The sequence below is a fragment of the Leptolyngbya boryana PCC 6306 genome (assembly GCF_000353285.1).
Taxonomy (GTDB): domain Bacteria; phylum Cyanobacteriota; class Cyanobacteriia; order Leptolyngbyales; family Leptolyngbyaceae; genus Leptolyngbya; species Leptolyngbya boryana.
The window spans coordinates 819,722-843,149 of the sequence record NZ_KB731324.1 but is presented as its reverse complement, the minus strand read 5'-3'; the positions used below and the strand labels follow the sequence as shown (position 1 = coordinate 843,149).

General features: G+C 45.5%; 20 protein-coding genes. 7 read left to right on the top strand and 13 right to left on the bottom strand.

All coding sequences use genetic code 11. The features are described from left to right. Positions 1 to 66 precede the first annotated feature (66 nt). The 4 genes from LEPBO_RS0103865 to LEPBO_RS0103850 all read left to right on the top strand — a co-directional run bounded on the left by LEPBO_RS0103865 (position 67) and on the right by LEPBO_RS0103850 (position 3,608). The gene (locus LEPBO_RS0103865) at positions 67 to 549 is read left to right on the top strand and encodes a hypothetical protein (RefSeq protein ID WP_017286222.1); all 483 of its coding nucleotides are present in this window, start codon (positions 67 to 69) and stop codon (positions 547 to 549) included. A 29-nt stretch (positions 550 to 578) separates the two neighbouring features. Next, the gene (locus LEPBO_RS0103860) at positions 579 to 1,106 is read left to right on the top strand and encodes a hypothetical protein (RefSeq protein WP_017286221.1); all 528 of its coding nucleotides are present in this window, start codon (positions 579 to 581) and stop codon (positions 1,104 to 1,106) included. Positions 1,107 to 1,359: 253 nt separating this feature from the next. Beyond that, on the top strand, positions 1,360 to 3,309 hold the full coding sequence (locus LEPBO_RS0103855) for a tetratricopeptide repeat protein (RefSeq protein ID WP_017286220.1): 1,950 nt from the start codon (positions 1,360 to 1,362) through the stop codon (positions 3,307 to 3,309). After that, a complete protein-coding gene (locus tag LEPBO_RS0103850) occupies positions 3,306 to 3,608 on the top strand; it encodes a hypothetical protein (protein WP_017286219.1) in 303 nt (100 codons plus the stop codon). Before LEPBO_RS0103855 ends, LEPBO_RS0103850 begins: the two co-directional genes overlap by 4 nt. Before the next feature lie 131 nt (positions 3,609 to 3,739). Here LEPBO_RS0103850 and LEPBO_RS0103845 read toward each other — a convergent pair whose 3' ends face one another. The 6 genes from LEPBO_RS0103845 to LEPBO_RS0103820 all read right to left on the bottom strand — a co-directional run bounded on the left by LEPBO_RS0103845 (position 3,740) and on the right by LEPBO_RS0103820 (position 10,451). Beyond that, positions 3,740 to 4,414, bottom strand: coding sequence for a pyridoxamine 5'-phosphate oxidase family protein (locus LEPBO_RS0103845; RefSeq protein WP_017286218.1), 675 nt, complete (start codon positions 4,412 to 4,414; stop codon positions 3,740 to 3,742). Positions 4,415 to 4,699: 285 nt separating this feature from the next. Beyond that, on the bottom strand, positions 4,700 to 5,434 hold the full coding sequence (locus LEPBO_RS0103840; protein ID WP_017286217.1) for an SGNH/GDSL hydrolase family protein: 735 nt from the start codon (positions 5,432 to 5,434) through the stop codon (positions 4,700 to 4,702). 1 nt (position 5,435) lies between these two features. Then, positions 5,436 to 6,854 carry a hypothetical protein gene (locus tag LEPBO_RS0103835; RefSeq protein ID WP_017286216.1) on the bottom strand — a complete coding sequence of 473 codons (1,419 nt, stop codon included), beginning with the start codon at positions 6,852 to 6,854 and terminating at the stop codon, positions 5,436 to 5,438. 38 nt (positions 6,855 to 6,892) lie between these two features. Next, complete coding sequence (locus LEPBO_RS36075; RefSeq protein ID WP_017286215.1) at positions 6,893 to 7,717, bottom strand: hypothetical protein; 825 nt, start codon at positions 7,715 to 7,717, stop codon at positions 6,893 to 6,895. A gap of 362 nt (positions 7,718 to 8,079) precedes the next feature. After that, positions 8,080 to 9,147, bottom strand: a complete 1,068-nt coding sequence (locus LEPBO_RS0103825) for a DUF1822 family protein (protein WP_225885714.1) — start codon at positions 9,145 to 9,147, stop codon at positions 8,080 to 8,082. A gap of 2 nt (positions 9,148 to 9,149) precedes the next feature. Then, positions 9,150 to 10,451: a hypothetical protein gene (locus LEPBO_RS0103820; RefSeq protein WP_017286213.1), complete on the bottom strand. Its 1,302-nt coding sequence runs from the start codon at positions 10,449 to 10,451 to the stop codon at positions 9,150 to 9,152. Between the two features lie 249 nt (positions 10,452 to 10,700). On the opposite strand from LEPBO_RS0103820, the gene LEPBO_RS0103815 reads away from it, so the two are divergent. Continuing rightward, a complete protein-coding gene (locus tag LEPBO_RS0103815) occupies positions 10,701 to 12,767 on the top strand; it encodes a caspase family protein (protein ID WP_017286212.1) in 2,067 nt (688 codons plus the stop codon). A gap of 233 nt (positions 12,768 to 13,000) precedes the next feature. On the opposite strand, the gene LEPBO_RS0103810 is transcribed toward LEPBO_RS0103815, so the two are convergent. The 5 genes from LEPBO_RS0103810 to LEPBO_RS0103785 form a co-directional block, all read right to left on the bottom strand. Continuing rightward, entirely contained in the window at positions 13,001 to 13,693 is a 693-nt protein-coding gene (locus LEPBO_RS0103810) for a hypothetical protein (protein ID WP_017286211.1), read from the bottom strand. After that, the gene (locus tag LEPBO_RS0103805; protein ID WP_017286210.1) at positions 13,686 to 15,944 is read right to left on the bottom strand and encodes a CHASE2 domain-containing protein; all 2,259 of its coding nucleotides are present in this window, start codon (positions 15,942 to 15,944) and stop codon (positions 13,686 to 13,688) included. Before LEPBO_RS0103805 ends, LEPBO_RS0103810 begins: the two co-directional genes overlap by 8 nt. Continuing rightward, positions 15,919 to 16,152, bottom strand: a complete 234-nt coding sequence (locus LEPBO_RS0103800; RefSeq protein ID WP_148664746.1) for a hypothetical protein — start codon at positions 16,150 to 16,152, stop codon at positions 15,919 to 15,921. The genes LEPBO_RS0103805 and LEPBO_RS0103800 overlap by 26 nt, the downstream gene beginning before the upstream one ends. A gap of 242 nt (positions 16,153 to 16,394) precedes the next feature. Continuing rightward, positions 16,395 to 17,366 carry an NAD(P)-dependent alcohol dehydrogenase gene (locus LEPBO_RS0103790; protein WP_017286207.1) on the bottom strand — a complete coding sequence of 324 codons (972 nt, stop codon included), beginning with the start codon at positions 17,364 to 17,366 and terminating at the stop codon, positions 16,395 to 16,397. 35 nt (positions 17,367 to 17,401) lie between these two features. Then, a complete protein-coding gene (locus tag LEPBO_RS0103785) occupies positions 17,402 to 17,902 on the bottom strand; it encodes a hypothetical protein (RefSeq protein ID WP_017286206.1) in 501 nt (166 codons plus the stop codon). A gap of 310 nt (positions 17,903 to 18,212) precedes the next feature. Between LEPBO_RS0103785 and LEPBO_RS0103780 the strand changes: the two genes are divergently transcribed. Continuing rightward, positions 18,213 to 20,579 (top strand): TonB-dependent hemoglobin/transferrin/lactoferrin family receptor, encoded by a 2,367-nt coding sequence (locus LEPBO_RS0103780; protein ID WP_017286205.1) that lies wholly within the window; start codon positions 18,213 to 18,215, stop codon positions 20,577 to 20,579. A 3-nt stretch (positions 20,580 to 20,582) separates the two neighbouring features. Next, a complete protein-coding gene (locus LEPBO_RS0103775; protein WP_017286204.1) occupies positions 20,583 to 21,446 on the top strand; it encodes an ABC transporter substrate-binding protein in 864 nt (287 codons plus the stop codon). Here the strand turns inward: LEPBO_RS0103775 and LEPBO_RS0103770 are convergent. Together LEPBO_RS0103770 and LEPBO_RS0103765 are read right to left on the bottom strand one after the other, a co-directional pair. Beyond that, on the bottom strand, positions 21,423 to 22,229 hold the full coding sequence (locus tag LEPBO_RS0103770) for an ABC transporter ATP-binding protein (protein WP_017286203.1): 807 nt from the start codon (positions 22,227 to 22,229) through the stop codon (positions 21,423 to 21,425). The genes LEPBO_RS0103775 and LEPBO_RS0103770 overlap by 24 nt on opposite strands. Next, on the bottom strand, positions 22,229 to 23,281 hold the full coding sequence (locus LEPBO_RS0103765; protein ID WP_017286202.1) for a FecCD family ABC transporter permease: 1,053 nt from the start codon (positions 23,279 to 23,281) through the stop codon (positions 22,229 to 22,231). The genes LEPBO_RS0103770 and LEPBO_RS0103765 overlap by 1 nt, the downstream gene beginning before the upstream one ends. Positions 23,282 to 23,428 lie beyond the last annotated feature (147 nt).

Here is a 23,428-nt window from a genome sequence, read left to right as displayed (position 1 = left end):
TCAGTCGAATTCCCCACTCTCCTATCATAGAAAAACCTTGTAGCTAACTAAATTGGAGCTTTTCTCATGCAAAATCAACACTTGCAATCAATCTCGAAATTCTTTACGTTAAGTACTCTTGCAATGACGATCGCTTGTACTGGAAGCATTCCTTTGATTCTGAGTAGTCCAAGCAGTGTCCATGCTGAAACCCGCCAGCAATCAGTGGATAGCGTCACAGATTGGTTGTTTGGGAATTTGAATCCTGGGCTAAATCGCCGCCGATTGCAGCATTATGAGCATGGCTATATTCGAGAATGGAATGCGATCCGCCGTGTGATTGACCAAGGTGGCTTGCGCTACTCCAAAGTCGGTCCAAATGGAGGCGCATGTGGTGAGCCAGATTGGACGTTTCCTAATAAAGATGAGGCACTAAAAGAGCGTCTTGCAGATGCCGTCTTTCACAGTCGCTACCCTGGAAGAAGAGGCGCACCGATTCGCCCAAATGAACGTGCTGCAATGCGAGAATGGGTCAAGATCAAAAATTCCATGTCTGTTGCCTATTGCTAAAAGCACATGACTTTCTAAGGTTTATTCCAATGCGTCACTTCAGTTTTGTTTTGCTTCTGAGTTGTTTTGCGATCGTAGGGTGTAACGCTCAAATTGATGCCAAAGTCACTCCGACCCAAGCAGCAACTCAACCTAATCTTCAACTCGATGCCAAAGTCACTCCAACTCAAGCAGCGACTCAACCCGATGTTCAAATCAATGCCCAAGTAAAAGAGTCTACCAAATCTGAAGCACCTCAGATTGTAGAAGAGATTGTAGAAGGGCGATATTGGATCGGCGGAACTGATCAGGCACTAGAAGTCCAAGGCGATGCCTCCGGCACAGGTAGACCTGCTCGCTTCCGTTATGAAACTGAGGGAGGTGTGCAAGAATGGCGATCGCTTTCCTCACTTCAAGCTATCAAACCTGGTGTTGTCTATGATGGCAACGATTATTGGTGCTTATCAACAATGCAGCCGAAAACAGGGATAGCGATCTGTTCTAAAGAAGGTTGGGTCACTCAACAAGCACCTTCACAATCCGAACCTTCACAATCCGAACCTGACCAAAAACAGTAGTTATCACTCCCGTTAAATCTTGGAATGTACAACGTTGCCTCGATCAGATTTATCATCTCTAAATTTTCGGTTGATCGTTGATTGCGCTTGCCCGCCCGTGATTGAAAATCACGGTCTAACCGTGCGAAGTCCCTAAAGGGACTAACAGAATACAGCGATTCAGTCCCTTTAGGGACTTCGCGCAGTTAGCACAGGGTTTTAAACCCTGTGCGGGAGCACGTGATCAACAAATCAACCCGAAGGCAAATTTATAATGACTAAGAGCGTTACGATCGGTTTCCTGAGCTTATATCTCGTGACTTCAATCGGCATTCCAGCAAGCGCAGAACAACCTGCCTGCAAGGATGTTGACAGCATCAACTCGATCGCGCTACCGACTCATCCTATCGATCGTGAAAGAACTTGGGCAACTCGGCAGGCTGAGATCGCGATCGAATTTCTCCGTGCAAATCGTCCTGATCGCAGCAGTGAACTGAATCGGCAGATTCAATCCCGATTAAAGCTTTCACCCGCTGATAAAGCTGTACTTGAAACGATTCAGAACTTAGAAGCTGGCAAAAATGCGAATTCCCTACTTCCGTTCATCACAAATCCTTCGCTCTATGCGAATTCATTCTCTCTCCAGCTTCAGCGGCTCCCACTGCAAACTCGAAAAGAATGGATTCTCGCAGCAGTAGAGCAATGGTCAGACCGTGATCCAGCTTTTCAAATTCAAACAATCAACTGGATACTAGACCTTGCGGATAGCTATCAACAAGCTAACAATCAAACTGAAACATTAAATCTTCTCAAAAAAGCGCGATCGCACTTAGACAAAGCACCTGCAAGAGCTTGGATCAATGTTGCTACCGCTTACCGCAGAGCAGGTCAACCTGAAATTGCTCGATCGCTGCTAGCCTCTGTGCCCGATCGCATCACAGCCTCATCTCAAGCGCAAATCGATCGGGGTACTAGAGATTGGTTAGATCTGGGTCATCAGCTTGCACGATCAGGACAAGTTCAGCAAGGTCTTGTTTACATTGCTCAAGCTGAACATCTTTTTCAGAGGCACAAAAGTCGGCTAAATTCGCAAGAGTTCACTCGCTCTCTGGCTCTAGCTTATGCCGCAGCAGGACAATCATCCAAAGGATTGCAACTCGTTGGAACCCTCAGGAAATATGACGCATCGCTTGGATATTTTGAATTAGCAAAACAAGCGGCTGAACTGGGTGATGAAAAGTTTGCCCAACAATCTCTCAGCTTAATTCGAGAAGCCTGGAACGTTCGGGATAGCGTCAGCCAAGTCGCAGAGATTTTTGCAAAGGCTAGAAAATTTGAAGCTGCTCGACACATTGCCAATTCAGCAACTTATGGACTTGATAAATTACAAGCACTTGCCGCGATCGCGCATATTGCCTCTCAAGCTAATCAATCGGCTGTGAGCCAGCAAATCATTCAGGAAATCAGTCAAATTCGTTCTTCTGATTTGCCTGATAACAATATTATTCAAGTCATTGATGCGCTGATTGAAGTCGGCGATCGCACACTTGCTCAAGCACTGCTCAAATCACTGAATTCAAATCAAAATCGATTCAACCTTGCTAGTAAATACATCAAAATTGAGGATTTTGCGACTGCAAGACGCTTGCTCAATGCAGAATACGAAGTTCAGAAGAATCAATATAATCTTACTCGCCTAAACATCAATCCGTTTCCAACACCAGTTCCACGATCTGTCCCCCGCTCTCCGCTCGAAGAATTCTTTTCTGCTGCCCAATATATTCCTGTAACAAAAGATCCACCTCTCCGTACAAAACAGACGCGGAAAGCTCCACTCAAGATTTCTCCGATTTCGCCTTCTCAAGCTAACAGGCAATCCGATCGAATTGCTGTACTAGCAGCATTTGCCAATTCCTACGCTTCTGCACGTGATTTCACGACAGCCTATGCTTTGATGGCTGAGATTCCAGATGCCAATTGCACTCACAAGATTAGGGCTTGGAATCACTTGCTCACAGAAGCAATGAAGGCGGGACGCTTGGCACTGGCAGTCGATGCCTTGCAAAACAGCGATCGCTTATCAAAACGAGCAAATCTGAAAAATTCTGAGTTTGTTCGATCTAACCTGATTGCGATCGCAAAACTGTATTCTCAAGCAAATCAGCCTCAAGAAGCTCTTCTGCTCCTAGAATCAGCACTTGTACGTTTGCAGGACACTCTATGAAAAACATTCAAATCATCGATCGAGCAATCAACTGCGCTTATGATATCTACAGTGCAACCGATGAGGAATTTCTCAAGATTTTCCCAAATCCAGGGCAAGATATTCAATTTAACGAAGACATTGAAGACGATGAAGAAGTGCGGCAAATTTTAGCTCGACTGTGGAAGAGGCGTGTAAAAAAGTCGGAAGTTCACGGCATTCATGGCACGCTCTTTTATCAACTCTCTGAAAAGAAGCGATTCTACCCAAACAAAAAAGATCACGATCTGACAATCAATCATAGTAGACCTCAAGACTAAAGCTGAAGCGTTCAATGAGTAGAAAGCTAAAGCACTCTAGCTGTTGAATACTCTTACGTTTGAGTATGAAATCTATTTAAAGAGCATTCAAACATTGATTACGCTTCAGAATGTCCACACCGAGAAAACGGTCAACAACACTGATCAACATCAGATTCTACGACCTTTTGATTCCAGGGACGCGAACAATCTTTTGCTTTGAAAGCGTCTCCCCCTTTGTGCTTCATATCATCTGTGCCCCAATGAATCTTTTTATCGAGCTTTTGCAGCAATGGAATGTGTTTAGAACAGTGAATGTAGGCTTCTTCTACTTCAACTAAGATCCAACGTTCAGGGCTACGACCGCCACAAATTTTGCTTTCTTCAATAACCTCCGAAGATACATTCGGAAGATGAGCTAGCTCGTCGTTCTCAACAACACAAGCTTTTCCATTGACATGTAAGCCAACTGTATGTTGGAAAAAATCAATGAAAATCATGCCGATATGGGGATTTTCTAGAATGTTGCCGACGCTCGCCATGACTCCATTTCCTCGGTATTCTGGATATACGAGGGTTTTCTCATCTAGCACTTTAACAAAGCCAGGATGACCTGCTCTAAGCGAGCAATCACATTCTCCTTGTGCATCAGATGTCGCGATGAATAGCAGTTCTTGCTGCCCAATAAACTCACACATTAATGGATTGAGATAGGTTAGCATTTGCTTGTTGTAAAATGCTAAGGCTCGTCGAGTTGTGTCATATTTTGCTTGGGCTAAGTGTTCACCTTTAGAACCGGGTAACTTGTTCTCTGTTGTTTTCGTCATGGTTATTGTGAATTGAGAAGCGTGTGCCTGAGCAATCCTTGCTGAAGACATTAGTTTGTAGCGTTTGTGATTTTGAGCATATGCAACTGAACAGGCTCTTGCATAACCTCTCAGACTTAAAACCGTAGACTATTACGCACGATTGAAGAACCTGTAAAAGTGCTATGAAAAACGATCGCAAAAATCTCTAAAGATAAACTCAAGGTAAAAAGCTGAGAACTTGCTCCTCAAAGGATTGCGTAACATCAAATTGAATCAATTCAGCTTCAAAAGTAGAACAAAAATCTAAAGTTTGAGCATTTCAAGCGGTTCAATCAGCGCTTGATTTAACCTTGAGTATCCCTGTTGATTCAGGTGCAATTCATCCATTCGATAGTCTGAGCGTAGCTTGCCTTGTGAGTCAGCGAGAATTGAAAACGCATCAAAAATCATCACTCGATCGCTAGCTAGTGCTGCTAGCTCACGATTCATCTCTTGCACAGCTTGACCAATTTCATCTGACCAAAAGAGCTGACGCTGAAGGGGCACATCTCCGACTGGAAAAATCGTAGTCAGAATCACGATCGCGCCCAAAGCTTTCGATTCTTGAACAATTCGCTCAATATTCGATCGACAATTTTCGATGATCTCAGCTTTTCGTTCTGGAAATAATGCGATCGTCTTGAGATCATTAATTCCAACCTGAACAATGATGACTCTAGGCTGTAAGGGTCGGACATGCTGTTGAAATCGTTGAATGGCTTGCACTGAGGTTTGTGAGCTAATTCCACGATCGATGAATTCATACTGACTCATCTCTGGAAATGTCCAATTCTCAGCCCTAGAGTCTCCAAAAAAGACGACGCGAGGTCGATTCTGACTGGGACTAGGAGAAGTAGAATAAGTGCTCAATCCAACCGGATCAAGTCGCGTTTCATTCAGTTCGAGATAGTACTTTTTTGCCTGACTAAATAGGATAACGTTCAGCGCGATCGAAGCTCCCAAAACTGCGATCGCGCCCATTAACACAGTGAATCGCATCCTAGCGACTCTCTGGAACTTTTAAGGATGGAACTTGAGAAGGCTGAACCCTGCGAACGGGATTAGCGCGTTGCTTGAAATGACTGGGAAGCGTAATTTTTGCGCGCTGCGGCAACGTTCGCTCAATTGCCTCTGCTTTTCGGATTTGGTTGAGCGATCGATAGCGTTCAGCAATTTTATATAGCTTCTCCTCGCGCCAGTAAGGAGTCGGAACTAACGGAGGTAAGATAAATTGACCACTCGTTCGAGGTTTTGGATTATATGCATCTCGAACTGCGATCGCGGCATTATCTAGCATTTGAATTGCAGTTCGGTTATCTCCGATCGACTGATACTGAGTCGCAAGTTTGATCAAAGTCTCTGCTCGGTAGGTATCCGAATCAAATTGTTTCAAGCCTTTCTGAACGTTTTCGAGTAACTTCAAACCATGTGCTTTACGTCCGCTTCGGATATTTAGACCTGCTAGCGAAACTTGGTAGTTGATCAGATCACTTTGATAGTTTAAGTTCGGATCATGCAGTACTGCAATCAAAGCTTCTATCTGATCGAGTGCTTTCGCTTTCTGAGGATTTGACACATTCAAGTTTGAAGCATTCAGTTGTTCAAAGGCGTTTACTAAAACTTCTATACGGATTGAGCAATCTTCTATGTCGTTTGCAATTGTCCAAGCTTTGACAACCTCACGGCGGTTTTCAGATAACCATTTTGTTGCCATATTTTTTAGGGTGAGCGATCGTAGATATTCCCCTTCGATCATGCCTGCAACTGCTTTCGCTTGCGCTGGCTCAAATAGTACTGCATTCGCAACATCTGTCCAAATTGTCCATTTCTCAGTTACAGGAAACAACGTCATGACTTGCGGAATGGTTTGAATCTGATGGGTTGCAGCAAGCGTATCCACAACTGGAATCACAGCATCACTGAGATATTCGGAAGTCTGAGGCAATTTTTTGAGGAGTGCGATCGCATCATTCAATTGATTGCGACCCGTTAGTTCAGCCGCGATCGCGCCGATTCCCCGCGCTCGTTGTCGAGACTGTGGCGGAAACTGCTCAATCACAAACCGAGATGCACGAGCCGTTTCATTGGCTCGAACCAGTCCAACAAAGAGCGATCGCGCTGTCTCATCTTGTACCCAACTCGATCCTTTCTGAAACTCTTGCAGCGCCTGCTCCCATTGTCTCGCTGCAATTAATGTCTTAAGCTTTCTAGCCTGAGCCACTTGCTCAGATCTAACGTAAACAGCTGTTGGTGGTAGCCTCAAAGGCATGGGCGCGAGCAGTCGATGAGAATCGGTTGTGCAACTTGTCCGAATCATCGGAAGCTGAATTTCTGCTGAGTATGCAGGACGAATACTAGAAGGAACAAACCAAATCGCTGTCAATACGAACAACCAAGATTGAGAAACTATTAAACGCATCGTAAAGTCAACTCTTGAATTACTGAATCATGTCTGTGCTATCGTTCGCTCTTACCTCTGGGCTGAGAGGTTTCCCGCGTAATCTGAGCCACGCATTCGGCTAGATCCTTACGCATTGGAGCGGCACTGTGCCATTCACCGCTCAAAAGTTTACGGCTCTCCAGATGAACGGCAAAGTCCTGGGTGTCTTCGATCGATCCGAGCAGTGCTTCGCTTGATGGAACCTTGAAGAAAATCATGCCCATCTTGGGAGCCAGCGGGAAATGTGATGCCAAGACCTCGACAGTTTGTGTCTCCCCGGATTGCACGAGACTGACCCGCATCCGCTTCGCTTTTTTCTCAGGCGGCATAGACCTGGCAAAGAACATCATCGCTGTGCCGGATTGCTCTCCTTTCCAGTCCATCAAAACAACCCCACCGTTCAGCGTCCAAAATGTTGCCGCACAAGCAAGTGTACTCTGCCCCGCAGGAGAGCGACCCACCGTCCACACTCCTTCAGCAAGCTCGTCAAAAGTTTTACCAGCAGCCTCACCATTGCGCTTAACGATCAATTCTCTCTGGTCTCTGAGTGATGACTGGCGCAGGTGTTCAAAGAAATCCGCCCACTTTTGAGGATCATAGGTAGAAAGCCCGGGCAGCCTGACACCATTGTTAATCATGGGCGGTGGATTATTAGCTGGTTGTGCTTGTCCGCTGCCTACACCGCCATCCATCGGAGCACAGCCGACCCAACCACCGCTGCCACCCCCGATCGGGTAAAAACCCGGTGGGCAGTTTCCCTCGGCACGAACTTGCGAAGGGACAAGTGAAGCGACAGAGATAGCCGCCAGCATGAAAAAGAAATTCAATGGCTTCAATGACATTTCAATAATACTTTATTGCTGTAATTGTTAGGTTTGCCAAGTTCATCAGGATGCAGATGAGTTCGGCAGTGCGACGATCTCGATATCGCCACTTTCGGACGTGCATGTACAGCTTCTGCTTAGAACATTGCTGCACTCTGTGAAGGACTCCGAGATGCACATTGCTGTTATACCTGGTCTGTCGGATAAAAGTCACGAGATTTGCGATGCAGAGGCAGAAAGTTTATTTTTGCCTCTGGGACGGTTTAGGTTTCACAGCTTTGCAGGTTATGCAGTTCTGATGCATTGAGAGTTTGTGAGCTATTCCAGACTAGCTCGAATCGATAAGTTTTTCGACGCGCTAGATTCTGAGCAGTAGGGCATTAATCCGGTTGGAAAACGATCGGAGGTAAGCTCAGAGAGTCGATAGTCATGCGATCGCCAGGATCAACACTCTTGAGCGTTAATGTAAATTGTTCATTCCAATCTCCGATGATCTGAGCAATCAGATACGCCGATCGCGCTTTTGCTTCTTCCTCGACCAACACCGTTTCGCCTGCTTGAATCACCAGTTGTGTCCCAGTTGGCAAAGTGGGAGACTGAATTGATTCTAAGATTGCCAGTAAAGACCATTCTGCCTCTTCTACTGCCCAAGTCGTGATGTAAAGTCGGAATGTATGCTGGTTGAGTTTAATCGATCGATAACCCGATTGTGCTGTTGAAGGAATTTGAAGTCCAGACCGCTCGATCTCAGTAAACACAGAACTTAAGTCTGCGCTAAACGCATTTGCTGAAGCTCTCATTCCGGCAGGCGCTAGCTCCAACGAAAACAGTGTCCAAGACAATTCATCAATTTGAGTCTGAACCCATTGAGCCGCATTGACAAGCGGTTGAATCAGCCATTGAGCAGAAATGGCTAAACTTGACGATGGTAACGGAATCGCACTCAATTCCAAACTTGCTAAGTACCAAAACAAGTGCTCAAAATTTGTTTCAAGCTGAGAAACCGGAATGAGACAAGTTGCATCAGAAGTAGAACTTAGATTCAGTCGATCTCCTCTTAAAAAACCATAAAATTCAATTTGATTCGCTTCCTCATTCACACTAGCAGCAATATAGAAGTGAGCTGGATTTTGCATTAAACTCATCGGAAACTCAATTTCGTTGTCTACGACAAATAAAGCAAGGTGAAATTGATCGGCATAAATCGAATTGATCGCAGCGGGTATGCCAAATTCTGAAGGCTCAAGTAATCTTGCCTGAGTTCGATCGAACTGAATCGGAGTCGATCGCTCACTAAAATATTGCGCCAGACCTTCTAGAGCGAGTAAAGCAAGATGAGATTGCCAGCGAGTGAGAGAATTCGGGAGCGTCTGGCTAAATGCGATCGCTCGATTAATTCGGTCTGATGTGAGGTCAAGTGGGGTAGAAGCAGCGTTTAACGGAATCATGATCATGCTCCGGAATGATTAAGCAAGGCACAAAGTTGTTCAGCAAACAGATTATTGCTTTGATAGGCTTTTGGCGTTTTGGATTGTTGAGCATCCTTTTCTAGCAGAGCATCGACTTGATCGCGCAATGCGAGATCGATCGCTTCTGCAAACTGAGTCAGTCGCTCTGGATCGATGAAGGTTTGGGCCGTCTCTCGGATATCCTGTTTCAGCCCTTTGAGCATATGCAACCCGACATCAGCACGCAGCGTTTTTAATTTTAAAAGTCGTGCAACGTTGTCTTGACGCTTGAGATCAAGCTGATCAGCAATCTGGGTCATGGTTACGCGCTGACAATAAAGCAGTTTCAATGCTGTCAAGAATTGATCAACTTTTTGACCTTTTAAACGACTGGTGTAATCGTGAATCACAATTTCTAAAGACGCATTCAAACATTTTAAGAATTGAGCGCGATAGTAATTTAAAAATTCTTCTGCGGGATCAGCCTCCGAATGACTCGGATGTTCTGCCTTCGCTTGAATTGCTTTATCCTCGATCGATTCAGTCTGGTACCGATTGAGACGATGTTGTCGAAGACAATGCGCGATCGCAAGTAACTGATTCAAAATTTGATTGGGAGAAACGATCTTCGGCTGCAAATACTCTACCATTCGCTGCAACTGCTCAGAAGTTGGCTCTTTACATCTGCCTTGACTTCCTGCAGCAATGCGATCGTTCAAATACACCGCATGATAGCTTTCAAGATACAGAATGGCAGTTTGAATCGTTTCTGCTGACCAGTAAAATCGTTCTTTTAAGATGCGCTGCAATTGTTTTGAGGTTGTACTGTTGAGAATTGCCCAATCGCTTTTTAAGAATAAACCCTGTTGCTTAAAAAATTGATTCAGTTCTGGATGTTGTCGAACCAATCGAGTTGCCCAAGTATTCAATGTTGCGATCGCTGGATTGTAGCTTGCTAGAATTCTTTTGGACAATGGGCTGTATTCAGTCGAGAGTGAACCATCATCATCTAGCACATAGGTCAGCAGATCGAATTGATGAAATTGATAGTACTCACCAAACTGGCGTGCGATAGAGCTACATTCTTCCAGTGTGCAATGTGAGATAAAGCAGCGAAGACAAAGTTCTGCTTCTGTGAAGCCCTGTTGATAGGCGTAAACCAACTGCTGCTGTAAGTGTTGCGATTCGGAAATGTGCGAATAGTTCTGAGTAATATAGCGGTGTGCGATCGCGCTTTTCTCTGTTCGGTAACCGCCTGCCGGGTTGATGCAGATTAGTGTCCAGTATTTGACGAGATCATCCATACTCACCTCAATTCCTAGCAATCAGAGAAATCAAATTATACTTCCCGGAGGAAGTTATGCATATTGCAAGGATTCTCGACAACTTTTCGGAATTCCGTAATTCAAGTGAGAAGAAAGGAAAATAAAATCTTGATACTAACCTGTCTAACCGATTAAGGAATATCTGACGATGTGCCGTTTTCTGACATGCTTGAGTCGAATCAATCCACTCACCACCGCACTCTTCTTAACGTTGAGTAGAGAAAGACTATGAAACGTCGTCATTTTCTTCAAGCAGCAGGTGCGCTATATCTTGCTCAGGCAAGCCGATATGGTCAAGTTTTGGCACAATCAAGTTCTCGCAAACTCGCGTTCTTAGTTGGAATTAATAGCTATTTGGAAACGAGTAATTCCTTCGGAGTTAGGCAGGATAATCATCGCGGACTTTCCCCCCTAACAGGTTGCGAAACCGATGTCCAACTTCAACGCGAACTGCTGATCCATCGATTCGGCTTCAAGCCTTCAGATATCAAAATTTTAATCAACCAAGATGCAACCCGCAGCAATATTCTCCAAACCTTTGAAGCGCACCTCATCCAGCAAGCAAGACCTGGCGATATTGTTGTCTTTCATTTCTCAGGGCACGGTTCTCGACTCTTTGATTCGGATGCGATCACTTCAGATCAAGCAAATAGCGCTTTCGTCCCTGCTAGAGCCGATTATCGCAATGCCGATCAGAGCGTCGATGACATCATGGGTAAGACATTGTTCTTACTCATGTCAGCCCTAAAAACAGAGAATGTTACCGCAGTACTGGATTGCTGCTACTCAGGTGGCGGAACTCGTGGCAGTGAGAGAGTTCGAGCCGATGCAAGTCATGCTTTCTATCAACCGAGTGCTGATGAAATTGCTTATCAGAAAAACTGGATGAGAAAATTAGGCATTTCATCACAGGAATTGCGCGATCGTAGAAAAGCAGGAACAGCAAAAGGCATTGTCTTAGCGGCTGCAACTGCAAATCAAATTGCTAAAGAAAGCGATGTAGCGGATGTTTCTTCAGGCTTATTTACTTACTGTCTGACTCAATATCTTTGGGAAACGACGAGCAGTTTAACCGATGCAGAGGCAATGATTACGCGATCTCTACTCACTGCTACAGGCTTTCAAGAGCCTGTTTTCGATTCTAAGCCAGAAGTGAAAACACAGCCCATCTACTTCACTTCTCCTGTAAACCAAGCGGCTCAAGCAGTTGTTCGATCGATTCAACGCAATCAAGCAACCCTCTGGCTTGGAGGGTTAGATAAAAAAACGCTCGAAGCATTTGGTAGTGAGTCTCAGTTTTCAACTTTAGAAGGAACAGCAACAGTTACGATTACTCAGCGAAAAGGCTTAATCGCAACTGCAACGCTGACCGGAAATCTTGTTCCGGGTGCATTACTCAAAGAAACGTCAAGAGTGATCTCGAAGACGATAAAACTCCGAATTGGTCTAGATTCATCGCTAGGCAATCAGGCTCCTCAAGGTCAAGATTCCCGAATTGAATTTATTCCTGCTCGCCCTGATGGTTCCTATCCTCAATCGGTACATTACATTCTCAGTCGAGTCACTGCTCAAACGACCTCTGTACCTCGCAATAGTATTGCGCTGTTTTCACCAAGCTTAGAACTTCTCCCTGATTCTTTCGAGCAACCTGGAGAATCGCTTTCAAAGGCGATTGTCCGTCTTACCCCAAAATTCCAGGGACTCTTCGCCGCACATCTAATTCGCCAAACCCTCAACCCTAACAGTTCTAAATTGAAGCTCGAAGTTTCACTTTATCCTCAAAGTCAACCAGGGCAGATTATTGCAAAAGCAAGTACTTACAGAAATTTGCCAACACCAAGTCAGCCAATTCGTGCAAGAACGCCTTGCCAACTTCAAATTACGAACCGCGATCGTGTACCGCTCTATTTACTCATTGCCCTGATCAGTCCAAATGGTCGCTTCTCGATCATTTTCCCCAATGACTACATTCGTGAAAGCTTAAGTGGTGAAGTTTCTGCCCAAGCGAATCGACTGATCCCTGACCCAAGCGAATCGTTCCGAATCGCACCTCCGGCTGCTGGACGGGGTGAAGCTTTAATCGTTGCAAGTCGTAATCCATTGACGAGAACCTATCAGCAAATGAGAACGCTAGCAGAAGAATCACATCGTACTCCAGTTACGATTGCAGATCAGCGAGGAATTGATGCCATTGACAATCTTCTTTCGGATCTCGATCGACAGCCAGAAAGCTCTTTCTACAAAGTAAGTAGTGATGATGTTGCAGTTCTTTCTCTCTCATTTGAGATCATTTGAGACATCAAAACGAAGCGACTGCAAGGGCGCTTCAGTGATGGGTACAAAACGTTTCTTTGAGCATAGTGCGTATTTTCGCAACTTCAGCGCCCAATTCTCACCCATCTTCGGGATCATGAATCCGAAATTCATGCAATTCTACCGCTTTTTTCCCGTGCAGTGTCCGTGTTTGACGATTTGGTTCGATTGACAATATGGACATTAGATCATTCTTTTCAAAACCGCCAGCGAACTTACTTTCTGATACGGGTTGAACCCGCCGAATCTTCTAGCTGTGTGAGTAGATCATTGATTGCGGTCTGACGATCGCGGGCAGACACCTTTGATTGTTCAATCTCTTGAACGACATCAGACCATAATCCGAAGGATGCGAGCACCTCAATTCTTCGCTGCAATCGTTCTACAGGCTTGAGATTTTTGTTGAGGCGATTGAGCGCTGCGGCGACTTTCTGCCGTTGTGCAGTTGGCATCACTTCAATGTCCCACCCGATGATCACCTCATCTTTCTTCAGGTCAGCATTCCACTTTGAGAATCGCAAGACATAAGTTTTACCAGGCTCCAGTTTAGCTATGATCGGTGTTGTCCGACTTGGCTGGATTCGTTGGCTCCAAATGGGAGAGCCTGAACCTGCCGGAAGAATTTCAGCACGATCGGGAACTAATTTTCCATTAGGCTGCGATCGCCAAACTAAAATCGGTTGCAATGTCCATAGTTGTTGTGACAAACTGCCAGGAGTCAGCACTTGCCAACCCAAAAGACCTTCACGACCGCCGCCTCTTTTGCGAGGAAGCGGAGAACGGGAGACAATTCGCTGAAAGAATTCTTGCCAATTTGAGCGCTGTTGTGCATGAACAGGAGCATCCGCTAGCACAACAACCGGAGATGCGACCAGAAAGCTCATCAGAACTAGAGTTTGTTTAATCATTTGACTGAGGTTTGAGATTGAGTTGAGCTAGAAATGCAAGATAGGTCAGCGTGGGTAGTAGAAATGGGATCAGAACTTGGGAAGAAATGTAGAACTGTAAGCTAACTAAGCCATAGAGAATTGGGACAATGAAAAACCATTTACAGTTGAGTTTTTTCTGAGTGATTAAAATGATTGTGCTTTTACCAGCGATCGCAGCAATGATGATAATCCAAAGATCAGGAATTGGAAGAATCATACGGTGAGCTACTAAACTATGAATCAAATAAGCATGAATTGTTCCTCCTGACATCTTTCTAGTTGCGTTCGGTTGCCAAAATTTGAAGGCAAGTGGAGTACTAAAATAATCTTCCCCAGGCAGAACTCCTGCATCGAGTTGTCCACCAGGAACGACCAAGACAATTTCATTGTTCGGATTATCTCGATTCTGTAAGTATTGCCAGCTTGGAACTGCATCATAGACTTGCTTGGGCGGAATTGAGAAATCGACTAAAGGGTGAAGCCAGGTTTGCCCAAATAAAGCAGAGAATTGAGTGATTGGATGAAAATAGAGGTGTTCATTTTGTCGATTGAGTGCTTTTGGATTACACGATCGCACGACTTGGTAAGCGAAAGGGAGCATCTCAGTTTGGGCTGAAGTGTCACCAATCAATCGTGCATAAAAGGCTGGATCGCCTAGCAAGTCCATATCTCCACTGCTACCAAATTTCGTGAACTCTGGTAAAGCTGTCACCCAAGCTTGATAGGATTGAACATCTTGAGTGGCTGAGAAAACGATTTGCTTACCGGATTTAGTCGCTGATTGAAGAGATTTTGCGAAGATGCGATCGCTACTCGGTTGATGCCGAAACAATAGATAGTTAATGCCAATGACAGAACTCTCTGATTGCGAAATGCGATCGATAACTTTCGCAAGATATCGGCGATCGAGATTCTGCTCAATTAATTTGATGCCATCTTTTTGTAGGGATTCTTCATTGATTTGAATGAGCAAAGTTGAAGGGGCGGTTGCCTGAATTCCTTGGCGAGTAATCTGGCGATACAAGGCTTGTGCGAGTTGACGTTGATCAATCAGGGCACTTTGGATCGGGAGCCAACTACTTAGAATTGCGAATAAGCTGAGTACGATCGCTTCTCGGCACTTCGGTTTCCATCGTCTAAGCTGTGTCTTCCAACTCGGTGTGAAGAGCCGAAAAGGTTGAGCTTGAGGATGAGAAAATAAAGATGGAATGAGATAGGCTGAAGGATAAGTTAAATTCTTCTCTAGTTTGAGGAACTGACACGCTGAGATCGTTGCCTCTTGAGCATCTTGATGACTCGATAGATATCTTAAAAAGTGAATCAGAAAGTCTTTTGCAACATCATCACGAATTGGCTCACGCATCACAACAACTTGATTCAACCCTAGCTTGATCAGCAATTCTGCAATGCTCAAACCGTTACAGGAGTTGAAAATCGCAAATTGCAATCCGCGTTCTTGAGCCGTTTTTAGCTGCGGTGCAATTTCACTCATGAGAATTGAAGTGTTTGGAGCAATACCGAGTTCTCCGCCCGTGAGCGCGGTTTCGTTGCTATGTCCTGCAAAAAAGAGAATGTCCCAACCTTCGGGATCAGCGATCGCAGTCTTAATCTGTTGCAATAACTCAGGTGTTCGGATCGCTGGTTGCCACCCAACTAAGCTAATTTCAGTGCGATGATCTAACTGCTGTAAGGCAGCACGTTCAGCTTCAAAGTTCAAGCCAGTTTCATCGCCAAGAATGACTAAGATCCGATTTCTAGTTCGACGAACGGGTTTCGCTTGTTCAGCACAGAGAGCAACTGAAGTTCGGATCACATGAATCGGTTGACCAGAGCCGAATTCTGAGCCAATCTGCCAAGATTCCCAAGGAAGTTTAACAATCTCTGGAGAATCGCAACGCAGATAGAGGGTTGAAGTTTTAGAACGAGTAATTTGTCGTCGAATTTCTAGTAGTTCTGCGCTATTTACCCAGTAGTGAAATTCTGCTAAAAACGTGGCTTCTGCTTGAACCAGGCGAGTGCGCCAATCAATCTCAGGTTCTTCTAAGTTCAGCACGAGACCGGGACGGGCACGTAAGGTTGAGCGATAAAACTGGAGGTAAGTGTTTTTCCAGGTTTGATAGAGCGTCGTCAGGGTTTCTGGATAGATGAGTTTTGCGCTGAGCGTGTGCGCCTCATTCCAGACTAGCTCGAATAAACAAGTTTGCTCAACACGCCAGATTTTCAATAACATCGCAACAGACCTGAGTAAGGTTGAAACACAGTTGAAACACGACGGGCGGCAGGCTTAGAGAATCTAATAGAATGCCACTTTCAGGATCAAAGCTTTTGAGTGTTAACGTAAATGTCTCGCTCCAAGCTCCAATGACTTGAGCAATGAGATAAGTCGATTGTGCTTTGGCTTCTTCCTCAATTAAGTTAGTCCCATCTGATTGAATCATAAGACGTGTGCTTGCGGTCAAGGTCGGTTTTTGGATCGATTCTAGAATGGCGGGCAAAGACCATTCTAGTTCTGAAGTTTCCTCCATTGCATGATTGAGAAAAGCACAAAGCGATTCAGCGAATCAATGCTCTCTTTGGTAGGCTTTTGGGGTTTTGGACTGTTGAACGTCTTTTTCTAATCGAGTATCGACCTGATTGCGTCGGTTTGATTCATTACTCGGTTGTTCCATGCCCTTCTCGCTCAAACTCGAATCGCAACTTTCCCGGTTACTTGTCGCTGTTCGAGACGGCGAATCGCGGTAGGAAGTTCGCTCAATGGATAACACTGATCAATCAGAGGCATGAGCTTTCCAGCTTCCATCCATGCCTTCAGAGTGAGTAGATCGGTTTGATTTGGCTTGACCGCAAAACCTTTTACTTTTCGACGGCTGATGCTGGAAATGATAGATCCAAACAATAGCACCTGGAACAGTCGAACTGTTGAGCCACCGACCATTACATAAGTCCCTTGAGGAACTAATGTTGGTAAATAGTCGAAAACAGAGCGGAAACCCGCAGCATCTAGCATCAAGTCGTATTGCTGTCTCGCTTGAGTAATGTCGATTTGCGTATAGTCAATGACGTGATCAGCCCCAAGCGATCGCACTTTTTCTAGTTTCTGCGAATTGCAAACCGCCGTCACTTCAGCCCCCAGAATTTTTGCAATCTGAACCGCAAACGATCCAACCCCACCAGACGCACCATTAATTAACACTCGCTGCCCTAGCTGAAGCTGTCCCACATCCCGCAATCCTTGCAAAGCGGTTAACGCAGCTCCGGGCACAGTCGCAGCCTCTTCAAAGCTTGCCGTGATCGGCTTATGCACTAATGCCGTTTCAGGACAACAGACATACTCAGCAAATGCCCCAAATCCACACTCCGACAAATCCCCAAACACTTCATCTCCCGGATTGAACTGAGTAACTGCTTTGCCTACGGCTTCTACGCGTCCTGCAACATCAAAACCGAGAATCTTGAGCTTGGGCTTGAGTAGCGATCCATAGATAAAACGAACTAGAAAAGGACTACCCCGCATCAGATGCCAATCGCCCGAATTGACGGATGTCGCATGAACTCTAACGAGTACACTCTGATCCGTCATCGTCGGTGAATCGACCTCCTGTAAGCTCAGGGTATCGGATGAACCATATTGGGTCTGAACGATCGCTTTCATAAATTGACCTCAGTGATAGATTACGCAACATCTGATCAACGACAAGTGCCTGCAGTCGATCGTACAAAATTTCCCCGGCTCAAATAGTGAACGATTTGCATTTGCTGGGGCTGTCCACGAGTAGGACGCAAGCTGGCGTAGAGTCCATGTGTAGAACTGCTAACAGAATAAAGCCGAAACCCATTGTTAGATTGACCGCGAAACACACCTGTAAAGGGGAACTTAGAATAGTCCGCATCTGGAGCAATGTCCTCCAGATTATTGACTCGGACGCGATTCAAGAGAGTTTGGAGGTTTCCTGCGCGATCACGACGCTGCACCGTCATATTGATCGAGGTTCCGATCGGATTTTGAGGGCGATCAGACGTGGGATTTGGCACGATGCCATTGAGTCGATAGATTAAACTACTGCCTTGATCGAGCAGAATCGTGGCTTCGCAAGTCATGGGTTTGGGTAAGACTTGAGCCGTTGCAGGCAAAACTGCACCTGCTACCAATCCAGCTAAAAGTACAGGCGCGAATACTTTAAATACCATAGGATAACTCAACCTTGATTAGGGTAATGATCGTAGGGCAGAGAACTTTGTTAGGTTTACGTTTACAGCTGATGAGGATATGCATACAGACCATCGGACACTCGAATAATTCATGTCAGTGAAGCGAATACGATACAGCTTATTGACATTTAGTTTCATTTGTGAAATTCTGTGTTTAAGTTAATAAAAATTCTTCTCATTTATTAAGGAGGGAAGAGGAGCCGATCTGCAAGAATCGTGCTTCTCCACACTGCGCTATTCAATTTCCTCAGATGCTTGTCTTACAGTCGTTTCTGAACTTAATTACTCCATGAAATTCAATCTAATCGGGTTGAACGGGCTGCTTCTGAGTGCGCTTCTTGCTGCCCCTGTACTTGCTCTAGATGAGAATCAGCATCAGGAAGCTCTTGAGAAGGGAAAAATTCCGACGCAGCTATCAGAGTTCGATCGCCCAATTACCGAAGCGCAGCAACTTTCTCAAAGCTCGATCGAGCTTGAAGCTAATTCTTCAGAAGTCCCTGAAGAAGAGATTACAGTGACAGGAACCCGAACCCCTCGTTCTGTAGGGCTCTCTCCGTCAACGGTGAATGTGATTACGAATCAGGAAATTGATCAAAACTTAGTTCAAGACTTGCGAGATTTGTTTCGCTATGAGCCAAATGTTGGAGTCGGAAGCAATCGGCGCTATGGGATTCAGGATATTACGATTCGGGGGCTAGGTGGCAATCGAGTTCTGATTCAGACTGATGGGATTCGCGCTCCGAGCCAGTTTACTTTTGGGACAACTTCAGTTGGACGGGACTATGTTGAGCTTGAAACTTTGCAAAGAGCAGAAGTGATTCGGGGAGCGGCTTCGGCGCTGTATGGCAGTGATGCATTGGGTGGAGTCGTGACGTTTAGAACGATCGAGCCTTCAGATTTGCTGAATCAGTTTGGTAAGCGGGACTCGCTGTCTGTTTTATCAACGAGCTTTGATAGTGCCGATCGCGGTTTTGTCTTTAATGGTTTGACTGCGAATCGGATCGGAAACTTAGAGCTTTTGCTCGGGTATACTCGTCGCGATAGTCAAGAAGCAAGAGTTCCAGGAAATAACGACTTTGTAGACGATCGAGGAGTGGGGCGAAATAACTATCTGGGTAAGCTAGTTTATCGTTTGAGTGAGACGAGTAGCCTTGACTTTACTGTAGAGCGATTTCTGAACTTCGATGACTTTAATGTCAGTTCGTTGACGGTTCGAGATTTGATCAGCCCAACCGGATTTCGGGGGCAGGATGAGACGATCGCTTATACGACATCGCGATCGCGCTTCAGCTTAGCTTACAACTTTGATGATCCGAACAGTCGTAGCTTTTTAAGTGGAGCAAAGCTCCAGCTTTACTATCAGAATGTGAAAATTGAAGAGGAGCGTGTTCAGGACTTTGTACGCACAGGCGCGGGAGTCGATCGACGACGATTGCGGAACTTAGAGAATTTATTTGTCGATCGAGTGTTGGGTGGCGGTGTGCGGCTTCAGAGCCAGTTCAATCTTGGCACTGTTGCAAATCGGTTAACCTATGGGATTGATGTTTCAACGACTCGAAATGAGCGGACTCGTGACGGGATTGAGCAGCGATTTAATGCAGTTGGAACTGCGATCGCAACGACGAATGTGATTGGTGCGGATAACTTTCCGGTTAAGGATTTTCCCGATTCCGATACTTTTCGATTTGGAGCGTATCTTCAGAACGAAGTTGAATTTGGTAAGGCTTTTACCCTGATTCCGGGTGTAAGATTTGATGCTTATCGATTAGAGACTCGCCCAGATGCGCTCTATGCCCGGAATCCGGGTGCTGTCTCTGCGGATCTCTCCTCGTCTTCGGTTTCGCCAAGCTTAGGATTTGTTTGGCAGACCACTCCTCAACTTGCGATCGTGGGTCGATACGCGCGAGGATTTCGTGCTCCGCTCTACAGTGAGATTAATGCTGGATTCACGAATCTCACTAGCCCAACATTTCGCTATAAAACGCTCTCAAATCCTGATCTAGAACCAGAGACAAGTAATGGGTTTGAACTCGGCTTGCGGGGTGGATTTTCGCAGTTTAACTTTAGTTTGACAGGCTTCTACAACCGCTATGACAATTTCATTGAGCGATTAGCAAATGTGGGGCAAAGTTTGACGATCGTACCGGGATTACCTGTTGCTCTGTTTCAGTCTCGCAATATAGCAAAAGCTAGAATCTACGGGGTTGAACTCAGTGGACAGTATCGCTTCAGCCCGAAACCTCACGGATTAAGCTTACTCGCGAGTTTAGGATGGACTGTGGGAGATAATTTAACCACGGATCAACCCTTAGACAGTGTAGAGCCTTTTAAAGCGGTTGTTGGATTGCGCTATCGTGCGCCAGAGGATCGATGGGGAGCAGAGTTGATTGGGAGCTTTGTCGCAAAGCCAAGACTCAGTGATAGTCGTCCTGCTAGCTCATTTACACCTTCTGCTTATACGGTAGTCGATTTGACGGGGTTCTACAATATCACGCCGTTAATTAGCTTTAATGTTGGAGTGTTCAATCTATTCAATGCAGAATATTTTGAATATCAGGATGTGAGAACCTTAATCAATGCTGCTGCACCGAGAGATCTCGATCGATTCGCTCAACCCGGTACAAGTGTTCGTGCAGGCTTTACTTATCGGTTTTAACCTATGAAATTTACTCCCTTGCTCCTAGTCCTGCTGCTAGCGGCTTGTCAAACACCCGCGCCGCCTGTCAGCCAGGCTCCAACGTCTCAAACTCAGCCTGAGATCAAAACGGCTTCTAAGGTGGTTGCTCTAACTTCCTTATCCGCAGATATTGTAAATCGGTTGGATAAAACAAAGCTAGTTGCGATTTCTGGGAGCCGATTGGTCAATCAAAACCCTGACTTTGCTCAATTGCCGCGAGTCAGTGAAGGACGGACGCCACCGAACTTAGAAAAGATTGTCGCCCTCAAACCGGATCTAGTAATTGGCGCAAAAGGATTTCACGATCAAGCGTTAGCAAAGCTACAAGAATCTGGGATTCAAACCTTAGCAACTGAAGTGAATAGTTGGCGATCGCTTTCTGAACTCACTCGCACGATCGCAACAGCGCTGAATGCGAATCCCGACCCCTTAATTCAAAGCTATCAAGCCTTGCTAGAGCCTAAGCCTGCTCAAACTTCATCTGTGTTAGTTTTAGCGAGTCGGCAACCGATCCTTTCGCCCAATAAGTCAAGCTGGGCAGGCGATCTACTCAATCAGTTTGCTGTTAAAAACGTAGCCGCAGAGTTGCAGGGGTCATCTGAATTTAATGGTTATGTGACGCTCTCACCGGAGAAGCTGCTTCAGATCAATCCAGAGAAAATCATCCTCATCGATACGGGAGAAGGTGAGATCAATCAACTCAAATCGCAATCGTTTTGGAGTCAGTTAAAAGCAGTCCAGCAGCAGCAGGTTTATACAATGGATTACTTTGGATTAGTCAATCCTGGAAGTATTCGCGAGATCGAAGAAGCTTGCAAAAAACTAAAAGAGACTGTTTTCCGGTGATAGAGAATGCAATGGGCAGATTTGCAGTCCTACAGGAGTGTCTAAAATCAGAGCTTGAATCCCAAACACTTCTGCTAACCGATCGACAGTGAACACTTGATTCGGCTGACCCATTGCATTCAAATAACCTTCTTTCAGCAAACCAATACGATCGCTATATCTCGCTGCAAGATTCAACTCATGCAGAACCGTGATGATTGTAATTTGATGATCACGGTTCAACCTGCGTAAAAGTTCTAATAGCTCTAACTGATAGTGGACATCGAGATAAGTGGTTGGTTCATCTAGCAGTAAAATCTTAGGTTCTTGTGCCAATGCTAAGGCTAAAAAAGCGCGTTGTCGTTCTCCACCTGAAAGTTCTTCGACGGGACGATCGATAAAACCTTGAAGCTGAGTTTGCTCGATCGCAGTTCTTACTTTTTGCTGGTCTAAAGCGTTTAGCTCCCACTGCCACCAAGCCTGATGGGGAGCACGTCCTAGTGCGACTAATTGTTCTACGGTCAGTCCTTCGGGAATGGTTTGTTGTTGAGGCAAGAGAGAAAGCCGTTGAGCAACGATACGCGGTGGTTGCTGATGAATTGCTTTACCATCAAGCAAAACGGCTCCATGCGTCGGTGTAAGAATTCGACTGAGCAGCCGTAATAGAGTAGATTTACCTGAACCATTTGCACCGACTAAGCTTAACCATTCTCCCGCAATCAGAGACAGGTGAATATCCTGTACGATCGTGCGATCACCATATCCCCCGGTCAGTTGCTGAGTTTCTAAAAGTGGAATCTGCATCAAAATACTCCTTGGCGACGGCGGTAAAGTAACCAAATGAACAACGGGGAGCCGAGCAAGGCAGTCACAGCACCGACTGGAAATTCAATCGAGCCAATTCGACAAAGTAAATCTGCCAATGTCAGAACTAATGCACCCGCGATTGCGCTCGTTGGCAACACCCAACGATAATCATTGCCAATGATCAATCGCACCCCATGCGGCACAACTAATCCGACAAATCCAATCAATCCCGAAATACTCACTGCGCTTGCTGCTAGTAGACTTGCAGTGGCTCCAATTAAAATTCTCGATCGAACTAATGACACACCCAAACTCACTGCCATCTCGTTCCCTAAATTGAGTAAGTTAATCGTCTTACCCAGTAAACATCCACTGATCAGCGCGATCACAACGTAGGGCGCAACCAGATGAAGTTCTGCCCAGCCGCGCCCATTCAAGCTTCCGATTAACCAATTCAGAACGCCTTGTACCTGTCCTTCATCTGCGAATAGCAGCAGCAACGTTTGAGCAGAACCGGATAGAGTCGCGATCGCGATTCCGCCCAGAATCAATCGCTCACTCACAATTCGTCCTCCTTGATAGCCCAGGGCAAACACGATCGTCACTGAAATGAGCGCACCTATCCAAGCACCAATGGGAACGAGTGCCTGCGCTTTTAAGACTGTAATCAGAATAACAGCAATCAGACCAGCACCAGATGAAATGCCTAACACAAAGGAGTCTGCCAAACTATTTCGGAGCATTCCTTGTAGCATCGCTCCCGACATACCCAGTGAAGCACCAACTAACACGCCTGACATAATCCTAGGAATTCTCAAATCCCAGATGATTGTTTGCTGTGTTGCCTCACCTTGTCGGAATAAAGCCTGCCATAGTTCAATAACATTCAGTTTGATAGCGCCTTGGGACAGGGCAAGAATCATGGTGAGAACTAATGCGATGATCAGTCCAAGGGTGAGCAAGAGCGCTCTAAACGTAGCAGAATGGTGCTGCAAAGCTCGCGAATTAGCAGAATTCGGCTCCCCTTTTCGCAAGTCCTTTTTAACCATAAACAGTCCATCTCCAACTTTTAATCTTCAATTTTGACTCTGACTGCAACATCTAACTGAAATTGTCACACTCAATACTTGTCATTCTACAGCCTCTCATTTAATCTGAAATTAATTCTCAATAGCTTGCTATTGAATTTGTGCGGA